We start from the raw sequence: 812 nt of genomic DNA, 5'->3' as shown, positions 1-812 counted from the left end.
GAACAAGAATGACACGCTCGACGCTGAGGCAATCGCCGAAGCAGTAACGCGCCCAACGATGCGCTTCGTCCCTGTCAAACGCCACGAGCAACTTGACATGCAAGCGCTGCACCGCGTGCGTGCCCAATTCGTTCATCAGCGCACGGCTCTCGTGAGTCAGTTTCGCTGCTTTCTGCTCGAATACGGCATCGCAATCCACACCGGTATCGGCATGTTTCGACGCGATGCGACTCGCATTCTCGCGGACGATTCCAACGATCTGACGCCGACCATGCGACAGCTGCTGACGGATCTGTGGTCGGACTTCCTGCGTATCGACGAGCGCGTCACCGCACTTTCCGGTCAGATCGAAGCCTCTGCCAAGCACGATGACGTTGTACAGCGCCTCACGACGATTCCGGGAATTGGCCCGCTTGGGGCAAGCGCTTTGTGCGCAGCCATTGGAAATGGCAAGCAATTCGGCAGCGGACGTGACTTGGCTGCATGGATCGGCCTCGTCCCGCGCCAGCATACGACCGGCGGCAAGCCAACGCTCTTGGGCATCAGCAAACGCGGCAATACGTACCTGCGCCGCTTACTTGTATTGGGCGCTCAATCCTGTCTGATGCATCTGGATCGCTCAAGAGATCGGCTCGGGCGATGGCTGGATACGCTCGAGAGCAGGATGCATCACAACAAGGTCGTGATAGCGCTGGCGAACAAACTTGCTCGCGTCGCGTGGGTTGTGCTCACGCGTCCGGGAGCCCTGTACGAAAAAATGGATCCTCGCTTCTAGAACCGAATCGACTTCAAGTTTGCAGGGACGTGGAATC

Annotated in this window: 1 protein-coding gene; it reads left to right on the top strand. The window is 58.5% G+C overall.

The annotated features are described in order from the left end of the window. The coding region (locus PKKP23_RS33480) for an IS110 family RNA-guided transposase (protein WP_126880085.1) at positions 1–775 on the top strand (775 nt) is incomplete at its 5' end. Between the last annotated feature and the right edge of the window lie 37 nt (positions 776–812).

Origin of the sequence: Paraburkholderia kururiensis JCM 10599 = LMG 19447, assembly GCF_003986935.1 — a bacterium.
In the GTDB taxonomy this organism is placed as follows: domain Bacteria; phylum Pseudomonadota; class Gammaproteobacteria; order Burkholderiales; family Burkholderiaceae; genus Paraburkholderia; species Paraburkholderia kururiensis.
This window is presented reverse-complemented; position numbering and strand designations above follow the sequence as displayed.